Origin of the sequence: Snodgrassella sp. B3800 (assembly GCF_026535865.1) — a bacterium.
Classification (GTDB): domain Bacteria; phylum Pseudomonadota; class Gammaproteobacteria; order Burkholderiales; family Neisseriaceae; genus Snodgrassella; species Snodgrassella alvi_E.
Genome location: NZ_JAFNPH010000001.1, coordinates 710,883 through 732,479, shown reverse-complemented (window position 1 = coordinate 732,479; position 21,597 = coordinate 710,883). Strand labels below are relative to the sequence as shown.

The window sequence follows — 21,597 nt, the reverse complement described above, 5'->3', positions numbered from 1 at the left end:
TAATGAACATTTGTGATCAAAATACATCTTTGTATAGAGATAAAATTGAATTTATACAAAGTATTTTAAATACTCACTGCGTCATTTCAAAAGATTTTATTTATAAAAATAATTGGGTAGCAATGATTATTCCTGAAAATCTTGAAATTATTGAGTCTGAATGGTTGTCTGATGCCATTCATAGATTTGGATTTACTACATATGAACAATATATTATCGAAAATAATGATAAAATAGAATATTTAGAAATTATTAATAATCAAGAAAATATTTATGATAGCGAATACGGTTTTTTGGATAAAAGAGTTATTCTAACTAATAAAAATATTGATTTTATGTATTATAAAAATTTAGATAATTTATATCATATATTTGCTGGAACTTATGATTTTGTTTATAGCTGCATTCAATGTAGTGAGCAAAATTGTAAAGAAATTTATAACGAGTACTATCATCAATTTATGAAAGATTCCAAAGAATTTCGAGAATGCAAATATATATGGGATTTATATCAATAAATTAATTTAGCTTTATTTAGTATTTAATCCTTGCCTTTTGGCAAGGATTTATATATATAATTTTTAATTAAGCGTAAGTAAATAAATAATGGGGCTAATAATGAGTAATTTAATTTCAAGAAAAGCATTATTTGAGAATAAAGCTAATTTTTCTGAATACTTACTAAATTCAGATAAAGGAATTTCTAAGCAATTTATAAATGATAAAGGATGGGTAGCTATGCCTTGTGCAGGCTATCTATATTCAATAGAGGCTGAGTGGCTTTCTGATGCAATTCATAGGTTAGGGTCTAATAGTTATTATCAATACTTATTCTATGACGATGGATTGGAAGAAATATTACAATTTAATAATAATAGTAGTAATATTAATTCTAGTGATTTAAATTATTCATATTGTCATACAATTATAACTAATGAAAATGTTGATTTTGTATATTACAGGCATGAATGGGGTTTATATCATATGTTTGCTGGTACACCTGATTTTGTTTATAGTTGTATTCGTTGTAGTAGAAGAATTAGTAAAAAAATGTTTTTAGAATATTGTTTTAATGATGCGGAAAGTCCAGCTGATTATGAAAAATGTAAACGAGCTTGGTTTTTATATCAAGGTGATGATTTGGAAAATTAATTTATATTGATCTGATATAATTAATTTATTTTAAATGTTTAATCCAATTATTAATTCTCAATCTTAAATAATTAATAATTGATTTGTTAATCCAAGTCAAACCGAAACAAGAAAGACAAGCGCAACGAGCAGAATCGTACAGCTACGATGCCATAGGCAACCGCACCGGTAGCGCCCAACAACCAGGTGAGTGGCAGTACAACGACCTCAACCAACTCATCAAATGGGGAGAAGGCAAACAACAAACCAGCCTCAGCTACACCATCAACGGGCAGCTAGCGACAGAAGAAAACGCCAATAAAAAACTCAGCTATAGCTATAACGCTGCAGATAGACTAAGTAAAGTCAGCAACGACAACGGAGAAATAGCCAGCTACCAATACGACCCATTTGGCCGGCGCATCAGCAAAACCGTAAATGGCAAAACTACCTACTACATCTACAGCAGCGAAGGGCTGATAGCCGACCTAGATCAAACAGGACGGATGCAAGTAGCGTATAGCTGGATACCGGACAGCGATTGGGGCACCAGCCAATTGTGACAGGCCAATCTAAATGAAGGCCAAACCCTAAAAAATGCCAGCTATCACTACCTAATAACAGACCATCTGGGCACTCCACAACTAGCAATAAACAGTGCAGGAGAACAGAGCTGGAAGATTACCAGTGATGCATTTGGCAATAGCGAACTGGATGCAAATAACCAAATCACCATGAACCTGAGGTTTCCGGGACAGTATTACGACGAAGAGACCGGACTATCGTATAACTACTTCAGGGATTACGACGCGAAGACGGGGAGATATATTCAGAATGACCCGATAGGGTTAGCAGGAGGAGTAAACACGTATGGGTATGTAGGTGGAAATCCGCTGGTATATAGTGACCCAACTGGGGAGATTGCTCCTGTAGCTGTTCCATTAATTGTTGCTGGAATAAGGGTTGCAATAAATGGAATACGATTTTGTGTGTTGAATCCTACTTGTAACAGACTGGCAAGCGAAGCGTTGAAATGGGGGATGGTAGGTTGGCTTACGGGATTACCCACAATACCAATGCTTAATGATAATAAAAGTAAGGATAAAAAGGACTGTGAAACTAAAGATGTTGAAATAAATGATGCAAACAGTCAAAATATAGTAGGTGGATCTCCTAATCCACCGGATCCTGATGATAAAAATGAATCAAAAAGTCATACAAAAGAATCTGATCATGGTAAATTAAGAAGAGAGCAAGCAGCTACTGATAAACATAGGCAAGTGGGTGATAGGAATAGAGTCATAAGAGAAGGTAAAAAATATAAAGATAGTGAGACAGGTTATACTGTACATGTTTCAGGAGATAGAGTTGTAATTACAAAATCAAATGGAGAAATACATACTAGTTTCAAAAATTCCAGAGCTAATACCAATATGAGAGTAAAGAAGGGAAAATGGGTTCGACAATGGGACTAAATTTATATAAAGAAAGCAGTATATTAATAAATCAATGTAATAATGATTGTAATAATATATGTAAAGCTAACTTGTTAGAAAGATTGAAAGATAATAAGTTTGCTGTAATATCAATAGATTATTTATACGATGATACTGATTTCGAGAAGGATTGTGTAAGCCAAAAAAAAAATTATTACGAATTAGTTAGAGAAGAATTTAGCTTTTCATATTTAAAATGGTTTAATACTGAACAAGAAGCATTAGACAATTTTTTTTATGATATGGTTTAATAAAAATGTACTTTATTTTATTTGCAATTAACTTTAAAGCTATGGATAAGTAAAATAGCGGTAAAATATATTTGGGCTTTAACTAAGATTAAATAGTTAAAGCTTTTTTTAATTTATTATTATTTGCAGATGCATAAATTCCGAACTATATAAATTAAAACGACTATTTAAGAAGAAATAGCCAGCTACCAATACGACCCATTTGGCCGGCGCATCAGCAAAACCGTAAATGGCAAAACTACCTACTATATCTACAGCAGCGAAGGGCTAATAGCTGAACTGGATCAGACAGGACGGATGCAAGTAGCGTACGGCTGGGCACCAGATAGCGACTGGTGCACCAGCCCACTGTGGCAGGCGAATCTAAACGAAGGCCAAACCCTAAAAAATGCCAGCTATCACTACCTAATAACAGACCATCTGGGCACCCCACAACTAGCAATAAACAGTACAGGAGAACAGAGCTGGAAAATTATCAGTGATGCATTTGGCAACAGCGAACTGGATGCAAATAACCAAATCACCATGAACCTGAGGTTTCCGGGACAGTATTACGACGAAGAGACCGGACTGTCGTACAACTACTTCAGGGATTACGACGCGAAGACGAGGAGATATATTCAGAGTGACCCGATAGGGTTGGCTGGGGGGATAAACACGTATGGATATGTAGGTGGAAATCCGCTGGTATACAGTGATCCGACTGGGGAGTATGCTCAAGTAATAATGCCTGTATTAATAGGAGCCGCTATTTTAAGTGCATGTGTAGTGTCACCAGTATGTAAAAAAAATGTCACTGATTCATTGTATGGTTTATATCAAAATATAAAAAATCGAAATGAAGAATTAGGATCTCTTCCATCAATTGCTATCTTAAACAAAACTAAAAATAAAAGAAAAAAGGGAAAAGAGTGTAATGAAGTAGATATTAATTTAAATAGTAGTTCTAATTCTCCTAATGGAGATTGTGATCCTAAAGAATCTGATTGCAAAAGAGAATTTAAAAAACGAATTCCTAAGCAATCGGGTAAAGAATCTGCTAACGATACTCCCGACTGAGTAAGAGGAAAACCACCATATAAAGATGAAACCCCTGAGCAATATGCACTTAGATTAATTAGAAAAAATATGGTAAAGATAAAGTTTTACAAAATTCGGAAAAAAGTGCAGGATCAGAGTACAGCCGAACCAAAAGAGCATGGAGAGGCTATAAGAAGATTTTATTTTTAAAAATAGTTAATTAATTTACAATTAAGATATAATAAAAATATAAGGAAAAAACCTTAATTTGAAAAGGATTAAAATAGTTATGACATTATTCCGGTTGAATTACGTAACTTATTCTTATCATGGTAATCAAGCTATTGAATTAGCATTTCCATATTCAGAAGATTTTGATGCTGAGGCAGAACTAATATTAGGTTTTTATAGCACTTATCATAAAGCCTTAGAAAGAAAAAAATATTATTCAAAAATTTTTTATCTAAGTAAATTGAAAAGGCTTGAAATTTATGATGTTAATAATATAGATGAAGATTCCTGGCGTGATGGTTTTGTGACTTTTTAATTGGATAAGATAAATTATAAAAGGTGTTAAATATGACTCAAAACAAAGTTTATACATTAATTCATGCCAAGGAAACAAAACAGAAAGGTTTAACTGAATTCGAAATTGGCACTTTTTCTTCTTTAGAAAAAGCACTTGAGGAAAAAAAGAAACGGGAGAATATTTCAGGCTTTAAAGATTATCCTAAAGGTTTCAGAATAGAGGTGTTTGTAATAGATAAAGATTTTTGTCATGAAATCATTTATCTATAAACAAAAATTTATAAGTTTAACCGATGAGACCGCTTAGCTCTGGTAAAACTAAAATAGAAATACCAGAGCAGCGGCCATATTTTACAGAATAATGCCATTGACAATTTAACTGGCAGCACCAGATGAATTAGAAAATGGCACTTCAATTAGCAGAATTAATTGATTAAATGGGAGAAAGAAAAGGATAGATCAATGATTTAACCTATACCAGCGATGACCAGCTATTGATCTATATGGCATTCGCGCTAGTAAAACTGCAAACTGCAAACGGCAAATCCACCTGCTACATCTACAGTAGCAGACGGCTAAAAACTGACTGTGTTAGGGATATCAGCCTATTGCGGCAGGCCAACATGAACGTAGGTCAGACCCCAAATTAGCCACCTATGACCATCTAATAACAGATATTCTGGGCACCCCACAACTAGCAATAAACAGTGCAGGAGAACAAAGCTGGAAGATTACCAGTGATGCATTTGGCAACAGCGAACTGGATGCCAATAACCAAATCACCATGAACCTGAGGTTTCCGGGACAGTATTACGACGAAGAGACTGGACTATCGTATAACTACTTCAGGGATTATGACGCGAAGACGGGGAGATATATTCAGAATGACCCGATAGGGTTGGCTGGAGGGATAAACACGTATGGATATGTAGGTGGAAATCCGCTGGTATACAGTGATCCGACTGAGGAGATTGCTCCTGTAGCTGTTCCATTAATTGTTGCTGGAATAAGGGTTGCAATAAATGGGATACGATTTTGTGTGTTGAATCCTACTTGCAACAGACTGGCAAGCGAAGCGTTGAAATGGGGGATGGTAGGTTGGCTTACAGGATTACCCACAATACCAATGCTTAATGATAATAAAAGTAAGGATAAAAAGGACTGTGAAACTAAAGATATTGAAATAAGTGATGCAAATAGTAAGAATACGGTAGGAGGTTCACCTGATCCTGATGATCAAGATAATAATTATAAAAAGAAATTAAAAAAAGGAGATCAAGTTGACTTAAGCCGATTTAATAAAAGACTTAAGGGTGGAGATTATCAAGATCCTAAAACTGGCTGGAAAATTTCTAAAGACAGAGCAGGAGTAAGAGGACATGGAGGTAGTTACTGGAAGTTATTTAACAAAAAGGTGATAGAATAGGTACATTAAGTAAAGAAGGAAAATATATAAGAGAATGAGAAATTTAATATACAAATTGATTAAATTAGATTTAAGTAATTTAAATGTATTAGAAAAAAAATATTATATTTTTTGTATTTCTATTTTTGATCATTTTTTAACAGAAAATGAATACATTAATGCTGATCTAGTTTCTTATAATGATGCAAAAAAAAGTGTAAGAAAAAAAATGTTATTTAATAAAATTGAAAATAAATTTATATTTATATATACATATTTGTTTAAAATTTCAAAAGCAAATGTTATTGCTATAATTGATAATAAACCAATAAGAATTAAATCGTTTAATAATTATATGTATTTATTGGATAATGTTCTTAAAGAAAAAAGATTGTATATATTTATTTATCCATTATTAGGTTGTTTTACAATCACTGGATATGATTTAACACATCAATTTTTTGTTAAAAAAAACAAATTTATTCTTAAAAAACAAATTGAAATTTTAGCAAATAAAACTAAATTAAACATAATATAAAATGAAATTTCATTTCAAAAAACAGCGTTTTCTTACGCTGTTTTTATATCTAATAAAGTTTCAAAAACATTTACAAAGGGTTGGATAACACCTAAGACTGGTGAAATAATAAGAACAAAAAAATTTGGCAACAGCAGGTCTAATAAAATGAAAGGCAAGATTAGTGGGGAAATAAATTAGAAAATGAATCGCATTCAACTAGGCATTTTGTAAAATAAATTTGGGAGATAAATATGAAAAAGATTTGTGATTTAGGATTAGGATTTACAAAAATTTTAAATCATGGTAATGATTTATCATTAGAACTAGTAAGTGTATACCATCAAGGCGAAGTAATGGGTAATATTATATGTAAAGATATTAAACTTTTGCATATTTTTAATAATGATATTGATGAAGATGAAGGTTTAGAAGGATGCTATATTTCATCTATTTGTATTAAAAAATTAGATAATATTTTGATTAAATACCCTTTTAAAGATAATATGAATTTTAAAATAAAAAAGAAAAGCGGTTATGAAATTTGTCTAGAAAGTGGTTCAATTAATGGAAAAATTATTTGTTTAGAAGCTATTTTAAATATTAAAGATAAATATAAAAATATTCTCATTGAAGAATAAATTACATGATAATAATGAAGATTTATAATTATCTAAAATGTATTTAATATTCTATTAACGCTGAGTGATTACAGCCTATATTTTTTATTTTAATAAATATTTGTTAATAAAGACTTAAAATGATTCATCTAAACGATAATGGAATAAAAACGGGAGATAAACTCAGTTTGGAAGGATGTATAACTAGACTACTAATATGCTTTTTGATTTTAAAAATTATCTTACTGAATCTAGTTATAACTATTAATTATTAATACACAAGGTTGAAATAATTGTAAATACTAATATTTTTGGTTTAATTCATTACTTGAAATTAAATGTCAATTTCAAATTGTTAAAAAGGGAAGGTTTACAAGCTACAGATATGTATATTTTAGATGAAATCTAAATATGATAATCCCGCAATTTATTATATTGCGGGATTATTTTTAATTTAAAGTTAGAACTTTGACTACAACGCCCCCGAGAACCTGAGTAAAGTCAGCAACGACAGCGGATAATTAGCCAGCTAACATACGACCTGTTTGGCCGGCGCATCAGCAAAACCGTAGATGGCAAAACCACTTAGTACAAAATACCGGATAGCGATTGGAGCACGAGCCCATTATGGCAGGTTAGTTTGAATAATAGCCAGACTTTATATAATAATGAAATTAACTACCTGATTAACGATTTATGTGTATCCCCCAACTGGCAGTAAATTTGAGGGGGCTGCTGATATGGAGAGGTATTGCTGATTCGTTTGGGAATTTTAAACTTGATTCTGCAAACCAGACTACTTTGAACCTTAGATGATATATTTTATGAATAAATAGCTGGTGAGCGTAAAATGAATAGAAAGAAGATTTCAAAATGAAAACAGAATTCAAATTTAATGGAACTCTTTTTGGTAATGTAAGTTGTAGTGGTAATCCAACATTAGAAGATATAAATAATGCTCTAGATTTATTTGCTTCAAGCGAAGGCGTACTTTATTTGATACAGGATTATGTGAAAGGTACAACGCCTTACGAATTGACGCTTTACGCAGATAAAGGAAAATATCTAGTCATGTTTTCAAAAAGGCTTCCATTAGCTGGAAATGAAGATGATGAAGATAATGAAGATGATGAAGTAAGAACTTTTTGGGACAGTAATCGATCGCGGGGTATGGTAGATTTACAAGGTGATTTATGGGATAATCGAGTCATAACCGAAGATTTTACGAAAGTCAGAAAAGCATTCAATGAATTTTATTTAACAGGAGATATTGATAGAAATCTTGTTGAATAGAAAAAAGCCCCGAAATTTTATTCGGGGTTTTTTTATTCTTCAATTCAATTCTAAAGCCGTAATTAAGATTCTGGATTGATTTAAAAATTGTTAAACCAATTCCTATCAAGGCTGTTGACTAATTTGTCAAAATTACTATTAATTTAATACAAGAGATTATTTGATTTTAGTAAAAAGGTAAATTAAAAAAAACGAGTTTATTTAATAAAATGTTGATACACAAGAAATAGCTAAGAAAGTAGCAAAATCCAAAAATCCAAAATCAAATGGTGATATGAAGAATGCACATGCAGAAATAGGAGCACTACAGCAGGCTGCTGATAAGGTTGTAACCGAAGGAGCTAATGCATATATGAGAGTTAAGGGAGAGGATGTGTGTACTTATTGCAGACATGATATTGTTTCAATGGCTAAAGCATCAAAATTGAATTCATTAAATATCAAAGCTGAGACTACAGAAGCAGATATATTTTATAAATGGAAACCTGGTATGAGTAAAATGGAAAGAACGGAGACTCCAAAATGAAAACAGAATTTAAATTTAATGGAAGAATAGTTGGTGATCTATACAAAAATAATGATGGAATTGTAAATCGTAACCCAACACTAGAAGATATAAATAATGCTCTGGATTTATTTGCCTCAAGTGAGGGCGTACTTTATCTGATACAAAATGATGTGAAAGGTACGACTCCTTACGAATTGAAGCTTTACGCAGATAATGGAAAATATCTAGTCTTGTTTTCAAAAAGGGCTCCATTAGCTGGAAATGAAGATGATGAAGATGATGAAGTAAGAACTTTTTGGGACAATAATCGAACTCGGGGTTTGGTAAGTTTATACGGTGATTTGTGGGATAATCGAACCATAACCGAAGATTTTACGAAAGTCAGAAAAGCATTTAATGAATTTTATTTAACAGGAGATATTGATAGAAATCTTGTTGAATAGAAAAAAAGCCCCGAAATTTTTTTTTGGGGCTTTTTTATGCTTCAATTCAATTCTAAAGTCGTAGTTAAGATTCTGGATTGATTTAAAAATTATTAAACCAATTCCTATCAAGGCTGTTGGCTAATTTGTCAAAATTACTATGTGGGAACCGTAAAATGGGGTGTGTAGTGATGTACCCCATGCTTGATTGGCGCTATGTCGGTTTAATTGTCCACCACCAAGTCCAACTACTGTCCAGTCTCCACCCAAACCAACAGTTTTGGCTCCTAAGGCCAATGTTGGATTGTTACCGACGAAGTCGAGAATAACGGCACATTTTTTGAATCAGTAATTTGGGTTATTTCTTTGGCAACGGTATCAATATCTTTATTAGTACGCACGACGTAATCGGCACCGTATTTTTTGGCTAATTCAAGCTTATCATCGGCAATAATGGTGGCACATTAAACATTTTTTAGAATTTGGACTGCCATATGTCCTAAGCCAACAATACCGATGACAAATACAAAAGCAGATGGTGTAATCTTGTTTGATGAACGTTTAATGGCATGACATGGAGTTAAGGCGGCATCGGTGAGTCTAGCCACTTCTTTGAAGTGTAATTTATAAATTTGCATCAGTGAACGGCTGGCAGAGACGATCATGTATTTAGTCATGCTACCATTAGTGCCCATGCCACGCCAAAAATTGGCGATTCAGTTTGATATATACATTAATTTTTAAGATTGCTAGCAAGGGGCGCAATGGCCGAAGCCCCATGCAGTGTAAACTTTAGTTGCTGCTCCAACTTTAAAATCATTCATACATTTGCCCTGTTCAGCAATCTAGTCTGGGTTTTCATGGACAAGGGTAAATGTAGATTCCCCATCTAGAGTGTCGATATGCATCAATATTAGTCGGAATGACAAATTTTGCCTGTGCCTATTTTTTATTTGTATTTCAAATGTTTGGGTGGGCTACTTAATTAAAGATGAGAAAATAAATGTATTTAGATCAGGCTATTTATTTGGTATGGTTTTTTAACATTTTTTAGCGGATAAAAAAATAGAGCGGTATATATATTTCAACCGCTCTGTATGATTGTTATATTTGATATCTTTTGCGTGAATTATGAATTAATGCTGATAACCTTTATTGTATCTTTTTTCAAGCCATGAAAAGAACCAACTCAATGCTATGGTCATGATCAAATAGATTATGGCGATGGTGTAGAGTGGGGTTTCATAGTTAAGGTATCGTCCGGCTGCTGCGCGGGCGGCAAAGGCCAGTTCGGCCACAGCGATGGCTGAAAGTAGAGAGCTGTCTTTAAGAAGAGTAATGAATTCATTCCCAATGGGTGGCAGCATGCGCCGGATGGCCTGTGGCAGGATAACGTAGCGCATGGCTTGTGTATAGCTGAGACCTAGTGAACGGGAGGCTTCAAATTGACCGCGGTCGATAGACTGAATACCAGCGCGGAAGATTTCGGTGATGTAGGCGCCGGAGTTGACTGACAAGGCCAGTGTGCCGGCAATCAGTGCGCCATAACTGCGCCGGAGTTCTACGGCAAGATCTCCGCTGATAATTAGGCCATCAGTTGGGTTGATGAGCAGTGGAAACCAGACGAAATACCAGATGAAAATTTGAACAAATAGCGGTGTACCGCGAAAGATGGTGACATACAGCAGCGAAATTTGCCGCAGTGTCCATACCAGTGCGCGTATGGGCAGGCCGCCCTTTTCGAGGCGGATGATACGCGTGAGGGCGAATATCAGGCCGAGTAAGGTGCCCATAAATGTGGAAATCAGGGTGACGCCTAATGTGGTAAGCGCACCGTAATAAAACATTTCACGGTATTCGTAGATGATGTCGAAACGAAAGGCCATTGTGTTACCTAATGGTGGTTTTTGGGGTATTGCTGCCGGCTGGGCTAAGCCTTGGCGTTATGTGGGCGCTATTTTAGCAAGAAATGCTGTTGTAACTGTATCAAATTTTGTTTGCCGTTGAGTATAAAGCGGATTTGTCGGTTGCAGAGGTTGGAAAATGCTGTTTAATTACGCTGGCTAAGGTGAGCTGAAGTGTTTACAATGATGTGTTTTATTATTTGATTCGTTCAAGAATTGTATGCAAGTTTGGTTGGGGAGCGGGCTGCGGCCGGATTGGTCTGGTGGTACGGCAGTAACAATCGGTAATTTTGATGGTGTGCACTGTGGACATCGCCATATTTTGCTGCGCTTGCGTCAGGAAGCTGATAAACGCGGGCTTGCTTCGGTGGTGATGATATTTGAACCGCAACCTCAGGAGTTTTTTGCGCAGCAGACAGGTAAGTCTTTGCCTTACCGGTTGTCGCCGCTGCGGGATAAGCTGAATTTGCTTGCTGAAAGTGGTTGTGTGGATGCGGTGTATGTGCTGCGGTTTAATCAGCAGTTTGCATTGATGCAGCCGATGGATTTTATCCGGCAGATGCTGATTGAAAAGTTATCAGCACGCTATTTGCTGGTGGGTGATGATTTTCGTTTTGGAGCCCATCGCAGCGGTGATTTTGCTTTATTGCAGGCTCAGGAGGCTTTTGTAACAGAGAGAACGCCATCTGTTGTGGTTGAGGATGTACGTGCCTCGAGTACGGCAGTTCGTATGGCGCTGGCTGCTGGTAACCTGGCTTATGCGCAGTTGCTGCTGGGACATGAGTATGTGCTCAGTGGTCGAGTGAAACATGGCGCCAAGCTTGGTCGCGAATTGGGCTGCCCAACGGCAAATGTGCATCTGCCGGCTTTGCATTATGCGCTGAATGGGGTTTTTGTGGTGGATGTAACTGGTGCTTTCGGACGTAAACGTGGTGTGGCCAGTTTTGGTAAAAATCCGACGGTTTCTGCAGGTAGCCAGCAGAAACTTGAAGTACATATTTTTGATTGTGCTGCCAATTTGTATGGTCAGCGCTTAGGGATACATTTTCTGCATAAGTTGCGTGATGAGCTGAAGTTTGATTCTTTGGCAGCGTTGCAGGCTCAGATTTTTGCTGATATGGATGCGGCACGAATATGGCAGGCTGCCTGAATTGCTAAGTAGCGTTCGGGTGGCCGTAAAATAATACTGATTTTTAGATTATTGAATTAACGGATATATTTTAAAGAGAAAGTCATGACTGACTATAGTAAAACTGTAAATTTGTTGGACACGCCGTTTCCAATGCGCGGTAATTTAGCCAAGCGTGAAGGTGGCTGGCTGAAATCATGGTATGAACAGAAACGTTATCAGAAGCTGCGTAAGCTGGCTGCCGGACGACCGAAATTTATTCTGCATGATGGCCCACCATATGCGAACGGTGATATTCATATCGGTCATGCAGTGAATAAGGTATTGAAGGATATTATTATCCGCAGTAAGACGCTGGCTGGTTTTGATGCGCCATATGTGCCGGGCTGGGATTGTCATGGTTTGCCGATTGAGCTGATGGTAGAAAAGAAGCACGGTAAGAATATTCCGGCTGCTAAATTCCGTGAGCTTTGCCGTGAATATGCGCGGGAGCAGATTGCGCGTCAGAAACAGGATTTTATGCGTCTGGGGGTGCTGGGCGACTGGGAGCATCCGTATCTGACGATGGATTATCAGACTGAAGCGGATATTGTCCGTACACTGGGAAAGATTCAGCAAGGCGGCTATTTGTATCGGGGTGAGAAACCAGTGCAGTTCTGTCTGGATTGTGGTTCTTCGCTGGCAGAAGCTGAAGTTGAATATAAAGATAAGGTTTCTTTTGCGATTGATGTGGCGTATCAGTTTAAGGATAACGCGGCGCTGGCTACTGTGTTTGGTCTGAATGAGATTTTAGGCGAAGCCTATGCGGTGATCTGGACAACTACGCCGTGGACTTTGCCGGCCAGTCAGGCAATTTGTGTGGGGCCGGACGTTGTTTATCAGTTGTTTGATACGCCAAAAGGTAAGCTGGTGTTGGCTAAAGAGCTAGCTGAAGCAGCTTTGGAACGTTTTGGTTTCGATGTGGATGATACTGCGGTACTGGCTGAAGTTGTAGGACGACAACTAGAGAATCTGCATTTGAATCATCCATTTCTGGATCGAGATATTCCGGTTTTACTGGGTGAGCATGTGACTACTGAGGCTGGTACAGGTCTGGTACATACGGCACCTGCACATGGTCTGGACGATTATTTTGCCTGCTTGCGGTATGGGATTCAGTTATATAACCCAGTGAATGCTGAGGGACGATATATCAGTGATGTGCCCAGATTGGCAGGGATGACGGTCTGGGAAGGTAATCCGGTGGTAATTGATTGGGTAGCCGAAGAGGGCAGATTACTGTCGAATGGAAAAATTACTCATAGTTATGCGCATTGCTGGCGCCATAAAACGCCTTTGATTTACCGTGCTACTGGCCAGTGGTTTATTGGTATGGATAAAAAAGGTACGGATGGCAAGACTTTGCGTGATAAGGCGATGGATGCTGTAGAGGTGACTGAGTTTTTTCCGGCATGGGGACGCGCGCGTCTGGAGGCAATGATTGAAGGTCGTCCAGACTGGGTGGTATCTCGCCAGCGTTACTGGGGCACGCCAATGGCCTTTTTTGCCCATAAGGAAACTGGTCAGCTCCATCCACGTTCGGCTGAATTGCTGGAAGAGGTGGCTAAGCGGATTGAGCAGCATGGTATTGAGGCGTGGTTTGCGCTGGATAAGCATGAGCTTTTGGGCGCAGATGCTGATGAGTATGATAAATTGCCAGATACGCTGGATGTTTGGTTTGATTCGGGCAGTACGCATTACGCAGTACTGCGTCAGCGCCCTGAGCTGGCATGGCCTGCAGATTTGTATCTGGAGGGCTCTGATCAGCATCGCGGCTGGTTTCAGTCTTCGCTGCTAACTGCCTGTGCTACAGTTGGCAGTGCGCCGTATAAACAGTTGCTGACACATGGTTTTGTGGTGGATGGCAACGGGCAGAAAATGTCTAAATCTGTGGGTAATGTGGTATCACCACAGAAGGTAAATGATAGTCTGGGTGCAGATATTCTGCGCTTGTGGGTGGCTTCTACTGATTATTCCGGTGAGCTGGCAATTTCAGATGAAATTTTAAAACGAGTGTCAGAAAGCTACCGGCGTCTGCGGAATACGCTACGTTTCCTTTTAGCGAATTTAAGTGATTTCAATCCGGCTACAGATGCGGTGCCAGTGGATGAGATGCTGGAGCTAGACCGTTATGCACTGGTTTTGGCACAGCAATTGCAGCAGCGTGTGGTTGATGATTATTTTGCCCGTTATGCGTTCCATTTTGCGGTACAGGATATTGTCCATTTCTGTTCAGAAGATATGGGTGCGTTTTATCTGGATATTCTGAAAGACCGTTTATATACAATGCAGGCTGGCAGCCATGGCCGACGTAGTGCGCAAACTGCACTGTATCATATTACGCGTAATCTGGTGCTTTTATTGAGCCCAATTCTTTGCTTTACTGCAGAGGAGGCTTGGGCAGTACTGAGTGGTGATGAAGAAGATAGTGTACTGTACCATACGGGGCATGAATTCCCGCCTGTGGCTGATGTAGATAGCTTAACACTGAAATGGCAGGCGATCCGAGCAGTGCGTGATACGGTGAATGTGGCTATTGAATCGTTGCGTGCGGATAAAAGTGTAGGGTCTTCTTTACAGGCTGATGTAGCGATTAAGGTGCCAACAGATATGCTGCCTTATGTGGCCGCGCTGGGTGATGAATTACGTTTTGTATTGATGGTAGCGAAAGTTACCGTAGAAGCTGGAGAAGAGTTATCTGCCACTGTATCGGTGGATCAGGGTACAAAATGTGAGCGTTGCTGGCATTATACTGATGATGTGGGCTCCGACCCTCAGCACCCGACTATTTGTGGTCGTTGTGTGCAAAATGTCGATGGTGCCGGTGAAAAGCGTTTGTATGCCTGAGACTAGGTAACGGCTGTAATGTTGTCGTTTTTTTAGGCTTGATTTGAATGATTCAGGTGTGGCAGATTTAGTCGGTCACGCCTGTTCTGGTTTTAAGGATGGTTATGCAACGTAAAAAACTGTTTTTATATGGTGCCATTATCGTACTGGGTCTTTTGGCAGACCAGTTAACGAAATATCTGATATTGCAGAATGTTCATTATCTGGAACGAATTGCGGTAATACCGGGTTTTTTTGATTTGACGCTGGCTTATAATCCAGGTGCGGCATTTAGTTTCCTTGCCGATGCGGGTGGATGGCAGAAGTTTTTCTTTATGGGACTGGCGCTGGTAATTTGTATTTACCTACTGCGTGGGATTATCCGCGATGAATTCGGAACAATAGGTAAAGTGGCTGCTGCGTTGATTATTGGTGGTGCGGCTGGTAATGTTGCTGATCGATTGGTCCATGGTCATGTGGTTGATTTTCTGTTGTTTTACTACCATAATTGGTTTTATCCGGCGTTTAATGTTGCGGATAGCCTGATTTGTGTCGGTGCGGTTTTGCTGGTGCTGGAAAGTATTTTTCATCAGAAGAAAAAGACAGCTTGATTGGTTTAATTTTGGTGAAATCAGCCAGCTAACGGGAAGTTGAATGAGCGACAAAAAGATTTTACTGGCTAATCCGCGTGGATTTTGTGCTGGTGTTGACCGAGCCATCAGTATTGTAGAACGGGCTTTGGAAGAATATGGTGCACCGATTTATGTGCGCCATGAAGTGGTACATAATAAGTTTGTTGTTGATAATCTGCGCAACAAGGGCGCAGTGTTTATTGAGAGTCTGGATGATGTGCCACCTGATGCCACATTGATTTATTCGGCACATGGAGTATCGCAGGCGGTGCAGCAAGAAGCGGTGGCGCGTGGTTTCCGTATTTTTGATGCTACTTGCCCTTTGGTAACGAAAGTCCACAGACAGGTATCTCGTCTTGATGAGCAGGGATATCAGATTGTGATGATCGGGCATAAGGGTCATCCGGAAGTAGAAGGTACGATGGGGCAACTGCCGCCGGGGGCAATGCTGCTGGTGGAAACAGTTGCTGATGTGGCAGGTTTACAGGTCCGCAATGAAGAAAAGCTGGCGCATGTGAGCCAGACAACGCTATCGGTAGATGAAACCAGCGGTATTATTGCTGCGTTGAAACAGCGTTTTCCTCACATTAAAAGTCCGCATAAAGAGGATATTTGTTATGCAACCACCAATCGTCAGGAGGCGGTAAAGAAGTTAGCCGCTACTTGTGATGTGGTAATTGTGGTAGGGTCTCCTAACAGTTCGAATAGTAATCGTTTACGCGAAGTGGCAGCTTTGCTGGGTGTTGATGCTTATATGGTAGATAATGCCAGCTGTCTGCAGACTGAGTGGTTTTCCGGCAAGAGCCGTGTTGGCGTTACTGCCGGTGCGTCAGCACCGGAGGTACTGGTTAATGATGTTGTACAGACGATTGTTTCCTGGGGATATCCAACAGTTACCGAAGGTGAGGGTGTGGAGGAAAATATTATGTTTGTGCTGCCGAAAGAACTGCGTGGTTCGTCATGAATACGCCAATTTTATCTGGTGAGGGTGTGTGTCAGCGCGCCCATGATGATGGCAGAATGTTATTACAGGATATCGATTTTCAGCTCAGAGCTGGTGCACGTGTGGCGATCAGCGGTGCATCCGGAGCAGGAAAATCGGTTTTTTTACGTACAATTTCTTTGCTAGATTTACCTGCTGCTGGTACGTTATATTGTCAGAATCAGCCTGTGAATTTGAATGCACATAGTATTGCACGGCACCGTAGCCAGATTGCTTATGTGCGTCAGCAGGCGGTATTGATTCCGGGTACGGTGCGTGATAATTTGCAGTTACCTTATACTTTGCATCATTATCAGCATTTGACGTTTCAGCCGGAACATGTGCTTCAGGTTTTGCAGAATCTGGGTAAAGATGAGCATTTTCTGGAGCGTGACGGTACTGATTTATCGGGTGGTGAAGCACAATTGGTTTGTCTGCTGCGTATTTTACAGTTGAATCCACCGGTATTGTTGCTGGATGAACCCACAGCATCTCTGGATGAGGATTCTGCACGCATGGTACAGAAACTGGTTAATCAGTGGCAACAGGCAAATCCGCAGGCTGCCTATATGTGGGTTTCGCATAGTGAGCAACAAGTTAGCGAAGTGGGTGATGAAATCTGGTATTTTGATGCCGGACGAATAACGCACATCAAGCATTCGGTAAAGAATGGGAGGCAATAATGCAAGGAACTAATTATATTAGTGTTGCTGAGCTGGCTCTGGCTTCTTTGCTGATTTTGGTGAGTGCCGGTGTATCATTATGGCTAAAGCTAGGGTTAACGAAACGGATTTTGATATCTGCTGTGCGTGCTGTGGTGCAGTTATCCATTGTAGGCTTGTTGCTTAAATGGATTTTTGCGGCTAATCAATGGTATTGGGTACTGCTGATTATTGCTGTGATGACCTTAATAGCCGGATTTTCGGCGCGCTCTCGTGGTAGCTATGTTTATCGTGGTCTGACTCGTGATGCACTGTCTTCGGTGTGGTTGGCTTCTTGGTTAAGTGCAGCAGTAGGACTGTATGCGGTGCTTCATATCCATCCATGGTATTCGCCGCAGTATGTCATTCCGATTTTGGGTATGGTGCTTGGAAATTGTTTAACTGCTGTAGCTTTATGTCTGGACCGGTTAACACAGGACTTACGCCAGCAGCAGGCTAGGGTAGAAGTGTTATTGTCCATGGGCGCCAGTGGCTGGGAAGCTTATCGGGATACGGCACGATCTGCCGTTGTCGCTGGGATGTTGCCGACGATTAATCAGTTGAGTGTAGTGGGGCTGGTGAGTCTGCCGGGAATGATTACCGGACAGATTCTGGCCGGTGCTTCACCTGATCAGGCCATTCGTTTTCAGTTGCTGACCATGTTTCTGATTTGTGCTGGTTCTGCCGGTGGCTGCCTGCTGTGTGCGATTTTTGTGTATCGCCATGTGTTCAACCGCTGCTGGCAGTTTTGTAGCTGGCGTTTGCAACGGCGTAATACAGAAAAAGCTTAGATATTTGGATAATTTATTTTTAGCCAGAACATTTGCCCTTAAGGGTGGCTATAGTGTTCTGGCTGTTATCAGTTGAGTTTGTTGCTTAAAATGTCATGATAGATATGGTTTGATTGCTGGTATGCTTTTCTGCTCAGTCAGTTTCATCTATCCATGCTTGCTGAATGGCTTCAAGTACGCGCTCACCGCAATGCTCTGGCTGGTCATCAAAGTCTGGTAATGCCAATACTAGTTCACGCAATCGAGTAAAGCGGATGGTGGTAGGATCGATGTCTTCGTGACGGTCTGCCAGTTCTTCGGCAATCTGATGTATATCAGTCCATTTCATGATGTGATTCTGTATTAATTGTTAAGAATTAGTAAAAAAAATAGTGATGGCAAGCGGTAATTTTGAGCTGTGCTCTGATATCAGTGTTCTTCACGTGCATGGTTAATAGTGTATTTGGGGATTTCAATGGTTACATCGCTATCTGCCAAACGAGCCTGACAGCTCAGACGTGAATCGGCTTCGAGCCCCCATGCCTGATCGAGTAAATCTTCTTCCTGTTCGCTTGGCTCAGGTAGGCTGTCGTAGCCCTGACGCACGAGCACGTGGCAGGTGGTACAGGCGCAGGATTGCTCGCAGGCGTGTTCAATTTCAATATCATGCTCAAGTAATGCATCACAAATTGAGGTGCCGGACGGAATATTGTCTAATATTTTTCCTTCAGGACAAAGTTGTGGGTGAGGCAGTACAGTAATTTTGGGCATGGTAGTTCCGTCATTCATAATGATGCAAGGCGTGGCTGGTGTCTATTCTTGCTACCAGCCACGCCGGAGTGAGTATTATTATATCAAGCCTTGTGCTTTCAGCACTGTGTTGACACCATTGTCAGCGCTTACCCGCTGAGCAAAAGAAGTCAAATGCTGATATTTGCTAAGATCAATTTTACATCTCTGAGCCCATTGCATTTCAATGAAAATGTAAACATCGGCAATACTGATGCTATTACCTGTTAAATAATCTTGCTGAGCCAGCATTTTATCTAACGATGCAAATGTGTTTTCAACATCACTACTAGCATAAGCAATAAGACTGTTCTGAGCAGCTTCACCATCAACCATTCTGGCTGCCCCGAATAGAGGCTTGAATTTTGTATGCAGGTCACTATTGGCAAAAGCCAGCCATTGCCGAGCCTTGGCACGTATTTTAGGGTCAGTAGCTGATGCAGCGCCATAGATACCTTTATCGGGTGCTAAATCATTAATATAATCAATAATAGCTATATTCTGACTTAGTGCCCAGTTTCCATCTACAAGTAAAGGTACCTGACCTTGCGGATTCAGAGCCCGATATTCTGCAGATTTTATTTTATCGCGACTTACTTCTTCTGCTACATAATCCAGTCCACTCCATTGTAGAGCTACGTGGGGGACAAATGAACATGCACCTGGTAGGTAATATAGTTTTAACATTGTTTTATCTCCTGTGTAAGTACAGATAGTTTTAGCTGTCTGTGGTTGAATTCTATATATCGCTAACGTTTTTACCTTGTAATGCACGCTGTATATTACGGTTCATGCGTCTGGCAGCAAACTCATCTGTGGCATGGCTAAGCTTTTGTATGGCATCGCGGATGTCCTGTGCATTGCCAATTTCCATCTGGTGTCTGATTTGTGCCAAGGCTGTGTCGATGATTTGCTGTTCGGCAGTACTGAGTAAATCAGCATCAAGATTTAGGGCGCTGCTGACTGCGCCCATAATGCTTTCAGCTTCTACTATTGCTTCCGCATGGGCGCGTTGCTGCGCATCAGTCTGTGCATGGGTAAAGCTGTCTTTTAGCATCTGAGTAATAACGGTATCATCCAGTCCGTATGAGGGCTTAACTTCAATATGAGCCTGTACGCCGGTAGTTTGTTCTCTTGCGGAAACAGATAACAGGCCATCGGCATCTACCTGAAAGGTCACCCGAATGCGTGCAGCACCGGCAGCCATTGGCGGGATACCGCGCAGAGTAAATTGGGCGAGACTGCGGCAATCCGAAACCAATTCACGTTCTCCCTGTACTACATGAATCATCATTGCGGTCTGTCCGTCTTTAAATGTAGTGAAATCTTGGGCGCGAGCGGTGGGCAAGGTGCTGTTGCGCGGAATGATTTTTTCAACCAAACCGCCATACGTTTCCAGCCCCAATGAGAGGGGAGTAACGTCCAGAAGCAGCCATTCATCATCGTTTTTATTTCCGGCCAGTACATTGGCCTGCATGGCAGCACCGAGCGCAACTACTTCATCGGGATTGAGATTATTCAGTGGCGTTTGGCCAAAAAAGGTAGCTACAGCCTGCTGTACATGCAGCATTCGAGTGGCACCGCCAACCATAATAACGCCTTTTATATCGTTTTTGCTGATATTCGCATCACGCATAGCCTGTTTAACCGGCTCCAGTGTTTTGGCTACCAGTGGTTGTGTAAGCTGATGGAACGTATCTCGGCTAATATCAGTGACTATTTGTTGACCATTGGAAAGCGTAGCAGCTATGGTGGTTGATTGTTCAGTGGTTAAAGATTCTTTAGCTGCGCGCGAAAGTGATTGCAGTAGGGCGCTGTCCTGTGCATTAAGCTGAGACAATTTGTTTTGTTCTAATAACCAACAAAAAAGGCGCTGGTCAAAGTCATCCCCACCTAAAGCACTGTTGCCATTGGTGGCTTTTACTTCAAATAAGCCACGGCTTAATGTTAGAACGGAAACATCAAATGTACCTCCGCCAAGGTCGTAAACAATAAACGTTCCTTCGGCGGCATTATCCAGACCATAGGCAATGGCAGCGGCAGTAGGTTCATTAAGTAACCGAAGGACGTGCAAGCCGGCAAGGCGCGCTGCGTCCTTGGTGGCCTGCCGCTGGGCATCATCGAAATATGCTGGTACGGTAATTACAGCGCCAGCCAGTTCGCCACCCAAACTATTTTCTGCCCGTGTTTTCAGCACGCGCAAAATGTCCGCAGAAACTTCTATAGGTGTTTTATTACCGGCGCGGGTCTGAATACTGATGATGCGTTCTTCATCGGTGAAACGATAGGGCAGGTAATGGGTTTCAGGCTGATTTCTAATGTCGTCCAGACTTCGGCCAATAAGGCGTTTGGCCGAACTAATGGTATTGGAAGGATCAATGCGCTGGGCTTTTAATGCATCTGTACCTACTTCTGGAGCACAATTCTGCTGATAACGGACTACTGAAGGCAGGGTAATTCGCCCTTGTTCGTCTGCTAAACATTCTGCATGACCGCTGCGTACAGTGGCCACTAGACTGTTGGTGGTGCCTAAATCGATTCCCACGGCACGTCGGTGCTCATGCGGGGCGGCAGAAAGGCCGGGTTCGGCAATTTGCAATAAAGCCATAATTTGAACTAAGTCCTGATTTTAGA

The 21,597-nt window shown here is 40.1% G+C and carries 26 protein-coding genes; 20 read left to right on the top strand and 6 right to left on the bottom strand.

Translation table 11 applies throughout. The features are described 5' to 3' along the window. Positions 1-2: 2 nt before the first annotated feature. From J3U64_RS03315 to J3U64_RS03250, 14 genes are all read left to right on the top strand, one after another. Positions 3-518, top strand: a complete 516-nt coding sequence (locus tag J3U64_RS03315; RefSeq protein ID WP_100156269.1) for a hypothetical protein — start codon at positions 3-5, stop codon at positions 516-518. A 100-nt stretch (positions 519-618) separates the two neighbouring features. Next, a complete protein-coding gene (locus tag J3U64_RS03310; protein WP_100156270.1) occupies positions 619-1,152 on the top strand; it encodes a hypothetical protein in 534 nt (177 codons plus the stop codon). Between the two features lie 83 nt (positions 1,153-1,235). Next, positions 1,236-1,694 (top strand): hypothetical protein, encoded by a 459-nt coding sequence (locus tag J3U64_RS03305; RefSeq protein WP_267408264.1) that lies wholly within the window; start codon positions 1,236-1,238, stop codon positions 1,692-1,694. Between the two features lie 54 nt (positions 1,695-1,748). Beyond that, positions 1,749-2,606 carry an RHS repeat-associated core domain-containing protein gene (locus tag J3U64_RS03300; protein ID WP_323811391.1) on the top strand — a complete coding sequence of 286 codons (858 nt, stop codon included), beginning with the start codon at positions 1,749-1,751 and terminating at the stop codon, positions 2,604-2,606. Beyond that, positions 2,597-2,878, top strand: coding sequence for a hypothetical protein (locus J3U64_RS03295; RefSeq protein ID WP_267408263.1), 282 nt, complete (start codon positions 2,597-2,599; stop codon positions 2,876-2,878). The genes J3U64_RS03300 and J3U64_RS03295 overlap by 10 nt, the downstream gene beginning before the upstream one ends. A gap of 297 nt (positions 2,879-3,175) precedes the next feature. Further along, a complete protein-coding gene (locus J3U64_RS03290) occupies positions 3,176-3,937 on the top strand; it encodes an RHS repeat domain-containing protein (RefSeq protein ID WP_267408262.1) in 762 nt (253 codons plus the stop codon). Positions 3,938-4,187: 250 nt separating this feature from the next. Continuing rightward, the gene (locus J3U64_RS03285; RefSeq protein WP_267408261.1) at positions 4,188-4,445 is read left to right on the top strand and encodes a hypothetical protein; all 258 of its coding nucleotides are present in this window, start codon (positions 4,188-4,190) and stop codon (positions 4,443-4,445) included. A gap of 32 nt (positions 4,446-4,477) precedes the next feature. Next, the gene (locus J3U64_RS03280) at positions 4,478-4,696 is read left to right on the top strand and encodes a hypothetical protein (RefSeq protein WP_267408260.1); all 219 of its coding nucleotides are present in this window, start codon (positions 4,478-4,480) and stop codon (positions 4,694-4,696) included. A gap of 337 nt (positions 4,697-5,033) precedes the next feature. Further along, complete coding sequence (locus J3U64_RS03275) at positions 5,034-5,852, top strand: RHS repeat-associated core domain-containing protein (RefSeq protein WP_323811390.1); 819 nt, start codon at positions 5,034-5,036, stop codon at positions 5,850-5,852. 34 nt (positions 5,853-5,886) lie between these two features. Then, positions 5,887-6,369 carry a hypothetical protein gene (locus tag J3U64_RS03270; RefSeq protein WP_267408259.1) on the top strand — a complete coding sequence of 161 codons (483 nt, stop codon included), beginning with the start codon at positions 5,887-5,889 and terminating at the stop codon, positions 6,367-6,369. A 233-nt stretch (positions 6,370-6,602) separates the two neighbouring features. Beyond that, on the top strand, positions 6,603-6,989 hold the full coding sequence (locus tag J3U64_RS03265; RefSeq protein ID WP_267408258.1) for a hypothetical protein: 387 nt from the start codon (positions 6,603-6,605) through the stop codon (positions 6,987-6,989). A gap of 852 nt (positions 6,990-7,841) precedes the next feature. Further along, positions 7,842-8,261, top strand: a complete 420-nt coding sequence (locus J3U64_RS03260) for a DUF6911 family protein (RefSeq protein ID WP_267408257.1) — start codon at positions 7,842-7,844, stop codon at positions 8,259-8,261. A 274-nt stretch (positions 8,262-8,535) separates the two neighbouring features. Continuing rightward, positions 8,536-8,787: a hypothetical protein gene (locus J3U64_RS03255; protein WP_267408256.1), complete on the top strand. Its 252-nt coding sequence runs from the start codon at positions 8,536-8,538 to the stop codon at positions 8,785-8,787. Then, entirely contained in the window at positions 8,784-9,212 is a 429-nt protein-coding gene (locus J3U64_RS03250) for a DUF6911 family protein (RefSeq protein ID WP_267408255.1), read from the top strand. Before J3U64_RS03255 ends, J3U64_RS03250 begins: the two co-directional genes overlap by 4 nt. Before the next feature lie 443 nt (positions 9,213-9,655). Here the strand turns inward: J3U64_RS03250 and J3U64_RS03245 are convergent, their stop codons facing one another. Both J3U64_RS03245 and J3U64_RS03240 read right to left on the bottom strand, forming a co-directional pair. Beyond that, entirely contained in the window at positions 9,656-9,868 is a 213-nt protein-coding gene (locus tag J3U64_RS03245) for a hypothetical protein (protein ID WP_267408254.1), read from the bottom strand. A 459-nt stretch (positions 9,869-10,327) separates the two neighbouring features. Then, on the bottom strand, positions 10,328-11,077 hold the full coding sequence (locus J3U64_RS03240) for an amino acid ABC transporter permease (protein ID WP_100156280.1): 750 nt from the start codon (positions 11,075-11,077) through the stop codon (positions 10,328-10,330). A 238-nt stretch (positions 11,078-11,315) separates the two neighbouring features. Between J3U64_RS03240 and ribF the strand changes: the two genes are divergently transcribed. The 6 genes from ribF to J3U64_RS03210 all read left to right on the top strand — a co-directional run bounded on the left by ribF (position 11,316) and on the right by J3U64_RS03210 (position 18,195). After that, positions 11,316-12,245, top strand: a complete 930-nt coding sequence (gene ribF, locus J3U64_RS03235; RefSeq protein ID WP_267408253.1) for a bifunctional riboflavin kinase/FAD synthetase — start codon at positions 11,316-11,318, stop codon at positions 12,243-12,245. 84 nt (positions 12,246-12,329) lie between these two features. Further along, a complete protein-coding gene (ileS, locus tag J3U64_RS03230; RefSeq protein ID WP_267408252.1) occupies positions 12,330-15,110 on the top strand; it encodes an isoleucine--tRNA ligase in 2,781 nt (926 codons plus the stop codon). Between the two features lie 98 nt (positions 15,111-15,208). After that, entirely contained in the window at positions 15,209-15,700 is a 492-nt protein-coding gene (lspA, locus tag J3U64_RS03225; protein ID WP_100152236.1) for a signal peptidase II, read from the top strand. Positions 15,701-15,743: 43 nt separating this feature from the next. After that, positions 15,744-16,685: a 4-hydroxy-3-methylbut-2-enyl diphosphate reductase gene (gene ispH / locus J3U64_RS03220; protein ID WP_100139731.1), complete on the top strand. Its 942-nt coding sequence runs from the start codon at positions 15,744-15,746 to the stop codon at positions 16,683-16,685. Continuing rightward, positions 16,682-17,386 carry an ABC transporter ATP-binding protein gene (locus tag J3U64_RS03215; RefSeq protein WP_267408251.1) on the top strand — a complete coding sequence of 235 codons (705 nt, stop codon included), beginning with the start codon at positions 16,682-16,684 and terminating at the stop codon, positions 17,384-17,386. Before ispH ends, J3U64_RS03215 begins: the two co-directional genes overlap by 4 nt. Next, entirely contained in the window at positions 17,386-18,195 is an 810-nt protein-coding gene (locus J3U64_RS03210) for an ABC transporter permease (RefSeq protein WP_100139733.1), read from the top strand. The genes J3U64_RS03215 and J3U64_RS03210 overlap by 1 nt, the downstream gene beginning before the upstream one ends. Before the next feature lie 133 nt (positions 18,196-18,328). On the opposite strand, the gene iscX is transcribed toward J3U64_RS03210, so the two are convergent. The 4 genes from iscX to hscA all read right to left on the bottom strand — a co-directional run bounded on the left by iscX (position 18,329) and on the right by hscA (position 21,571). Beyond that, positions 18,329-18,523, bottom strand: coding sequence for a Fe-S cluster assembly protein IscX (gene iscX / locus J3U64_RS03205; RefSeq protein ID WP_100152239.1), 195 nt, complete (start codon positions 18,521-18,523; stop codon positions 18,329-18,331). A gap of 80 nt (positions 18,524-18,603) precedes the next feature. Continuing rightward, on the bottom strand, positions 18,604-18,945 hold the full coding sequence (gene fdx / locus J3U64_RS03200; protein ID WP_100139735.1) for an ISC system 2Fe-2S type ferredoxin: 342 nt from the start codon (positions 18,943-18,945) through the stop codon (positions 18,604-18,606). A 78-nt stretch (positions 18,946-19,023) separates the two neighbouring features. After that, positions 19,024-19,650 (bottom strand): glutathione S-transferase family protein, encoded by a 627-nt coding sequence (locus J3U64_RS03195; RefSeq protein WP_267408250.1) that lies wholly within the window; start codon positions 19,648-19,650, stop codon positions 19,024-19,026. Between the two features lie 52 nt (positions 19,651-19,702). Next, complete coding sequence (hscA, locus tag J3U64_RS03190; RefSeq protein ID WP_267408249.1) at positions 19,703-21,571, bottom strand: Fe-S protein assembly chaperone HscA; 1,869 nt, start codon at positions 21,569-21,571, stop codon at positions 19,703-19,705. Positions 21,572-21,597 lie beyond the last annotated feature (26 nt).